This window comes from Paracoccus rhizosphaerae (assembly GCF_026162645.1).
In the GTDB taxonomy this organism is placed as follows: domain Bacteria; phylum Pseudomonadota; class Alphaproteobacteria; order Rhodobacterales; family Rhodobacteraceae; genus Paracoccus; species Paracoccus rhizosphaerae.
The window spans coordinates 1-3,102 of the sequence record NZ_JAOTBE010000131.1; the positions used below are offsets into that span (position 1 = coordinate 1).

General features: G+C 59.5%; 1 protein-coding gene and 2 pseudogenes. 1 reads left to right on the plus strand and 2 read right to left on the minus strand.

Going from position 1 to position 3,102, the window contains the following annotated elements; all coding sequences use genetic code 11:
• A pseudogene (locus tag OC184_RS19700) lies at positions 1-700 on the minus strand (transposase); the annotation flags it as partial.
• A gap of 90 nt (positions 701-790) precedes the next feature.
• Between OC184_RS19700 and OC184_RS19705 the strand changes: the two are divergent.
• A complete protein-coding gene (locus OC184_RS19705) occupies positions 791-1,732 on the plus strand; it encodes a hypothetical protein (protein WP_265508884.1) in 942 nt (313 codons plus the stop codon).
• A 353-nt stretch (positions 1,733-2,085) separates the two neighbouring features.
• Here OC184_RS19705 and OC184_RS19710 read toward each other — a convergent pair.
• A pseudogene (locus OC184_RS19710) lies at positions 2,086-2,857 on the minus strand (IS256 family transposase); the annotation flags it as partial.
• Between the last annotated feature and the right edge of the window lie 245 nt (positions 2,858-3,102).

Consider the following 3,102-nt stretch of genomic DNA (forward strand, 5'->3'; position numbering starts at 1 on the left):
ATTCCCGCGTGCAGTCGTCCACCACGGTCAGCACGCGGAAGCGGCGGCCATCGGTCAGCTGGTCGGAGACAAAGTCGAGCGACCAGCGCTGGTTCGGCATCAGCGGCAGCGCCATCGGGGCCCGCGTGCCGATGGCCCGCTTGCGCCCACCGCGACGACGGACATGCAGCCGCTCCTCGCGGTAGATGCGGAACAGGCGCTTGTGGTTCACCTCGTGACCTTCACGGCGCAAGAACACGTGCAGCCGCCGACAGCCGAGACCGGCGACGGACCCGCGCCAACTCCTTCAACCGCTCGCGCAGCACGGGGGCATCCTGCCGGATCGCCTTATAGCGCATGGTCATCCGGCAACAGCCGATCACCCGGCACGCCCGCCGTTCGCTCATCCCGTGGCCTGACACCAGATGCGCGACCGCTTGCCGCTTTCCGGCGGGCGTCACCACTTTTTTCCAAGGAGGTCCTTCAGCGCTGCATTATCCAGCATCGCATCGGCCAGCAGCCGCTTCAGACAGGTGTTCTCGTCCTCGAGCCCTTTAAGGCGCTTGGCCTCGCTGACATCCATACCGCCATATTTGGCTTTCCATTTGCAGACCGTCGCATCGCTGACGCCGTGCCTGCACAGATCAGCGACGGAAACCCCAGCCTCGTGCTCCTTCAGAATGCCGATGATCTGATCTTCAGTGAACCTGCTGCGCTTCATCTCTGGTCCTATCGGTTGGGCCAGAGTCTATCTCAAACTGGACTAGGCGGAGGGGGCAACGTCACGAGAGATCGACTTAAGGTGGATCTCTTGGATTTTGGCGGGGGAGATCGCGAGACCGTCAAAGCAGCCATGATTGCTTGGATTGTTCTCGTCGTGCGACTCGGGGTGGGCTGGCTCCAGAAGGAGCAGCCTGGGCTGTTTAAGAACAGCACGGTTGTGGTTGACGAAGTCAACCTCGGCATGCCTTTCTCGTCAACCGCGGAGGCACATCCGGACCAAAGGCATGTGGCGCTTGTTGCTGGTCGCCTCCTCGAGTCCGGTGAAGAGATAACCGAGGCCGCTATTCTGCGCTTGCTAGAAACGTCCAGTTCTGGAGACTGCGACCTTGTTGCACTTCAGCCAGAGCTTGCTGGAGCGCTCCAGGGCTTTCTGACATCGCATCAACGGCGCGATGGCCGCTATCTACTTGTCGATATTGGTGGCCTAACAGTCGACACGGTGTTCTTCACCTACCGGGAGGCTGCCAACCCGCCGATCACTATCTTTGCGAAATCCGTGGAGTGCTTCGGAGCGGAAGTAATCTCTGCATGGTGCGAAGAAATCGGGGCCAGGGAACGAGCGATCAAGGTCTTGGGAAGTCATGTCGCAAGGGTTGCGAAGAAGGCGATTCAAGAGAAAATGGACGTTAATCCGGAAAATTGGAAGAAGCCACTCGAGCTCGAAACGATCCTTATTGGTGGCGGGCGGCATTCTCAACCGCATCGCTCTGCAGTGCCCTGGTGCCAGGACAGCATGACCCGCCATGCGCCACCATTGGACCTGCGTTTGCGCGAACTGGAACCCGATCGTGACGATATTGATGTCAGGCTAGCGGCAGGCAGGGGGGTGGGTAGGCTCCTCGTGGCCATGGGACTTTCCCATTCCCGATATGACGCACCTGATATCCGCCCTCCGAGCGAAATACCTAATGTTGTGCGTTATGTGGTGCAAGACGTTTCGACGAACTATGTAGGGCCAGAACAGTGCTGAGCTTTGACAATCTCATTCACATGGCGCGGCACCTCTGACACATCGCGATGGCGTCCAAGGCTAAGCACCTCGCGCAACATCGCCTATGCATGGAAGATGCCGCGGATGAGGTTGCTGCGCGTCTGGCAGAATTCCGCCAAAGAAGAGCATCAAGGACGAGCCGAAGCCTGAATTTGTCCTGATGGTGAACGCGGACAGGAACCGCAAGAAGTATAACGTGTCGGCCAGCAAACTTGAACTGGGGCGCGAACTTGGTTTGCGCCACGGGTTCGAAGGCGAGACTGCAGCGATATATGTCTCGAAGATCCGGATGCTCGTACAGGGAGACGCAGGCAACCGGGACACTCCCTATAGGTCTGGACCATTGTTTCCGGGAAGGCGGCCATGATGGCCTCGGGGAAGCCCTTGAGCCCGTCCACGATGGCGATCAGAATGTCTTGTGTGCCCCGGTTCTTCAACTCATTCATCACCGAGAGCCAGAACTTGGCTCCCTCGTTCTCGGCGACCCACAGGCCGAGAACCTCACGCAGGCCATCGCGGGTGACGCCGAGGGCGACGTAGACGGCCTTGTTCTTCACCGTCCAGCTGTCGGCATCGCGGATCTTCACGCGCAGGGCGTCGAAGATCACGATCGGATACATCCGCTCCAGCGCCCGGCTCTTCCATTCCCGGACCTCGTCCAGGACGGCGTCGGTGACACGGCTGATCAAGTCCGGTGAGACCTTTAGGCCATAGAGATCAAGTAAATGGGCCTGGATGTCCCGGACCGTCAGCCCCGCCGCGTAGAGCCCGATGATCTTGTCATCCATCCCGTCGATCCGGGTCTGGCCCTTCTTCACCAGTTCCGGCTCGAAGCTGCTGTCGCGGTCGCGGGGGCACTGCCACAGGCAGCTCGCCGTCCTGCCCCTTCAGAACCTTTGTCGATGAGCCATTGCGCCGGTTGGCTTGGCCCGGCGGCGCTTCCTTCCCTTCCTCATAGCCCAGATGCGCGGTCAGCTCCGCGCCCAGCATCCGCTCCATGAGCCTGATCTTCAGCTCTTTCATCAGCCCGGAGTCGCCGAGCAGGTCCTCAGGGCGCTCAACACCCTTCAGCAGTTCGTCCAGCAGTTCCTTGGAGATCGTCATGCATGCTTCCTTTCGAAGAAGCATGGACCGGATCACTCATACACAGAAGATCTGACACTCTCGGGGTACCGCTTAGACATCGCGGATATTGTACAACCTTTGGATGAGAAAGCGCGACGCGCCTTAGGTGTCACATCCCGCGTGATTATACGGCCGCTTCTTGAAGATGTCCGGCCTTTGCCTTTGCCAGTCCTTGAGCGCGTTGATGGGCGTTTGCCCCTTCAACACTGATTGGGGGAGTTGGC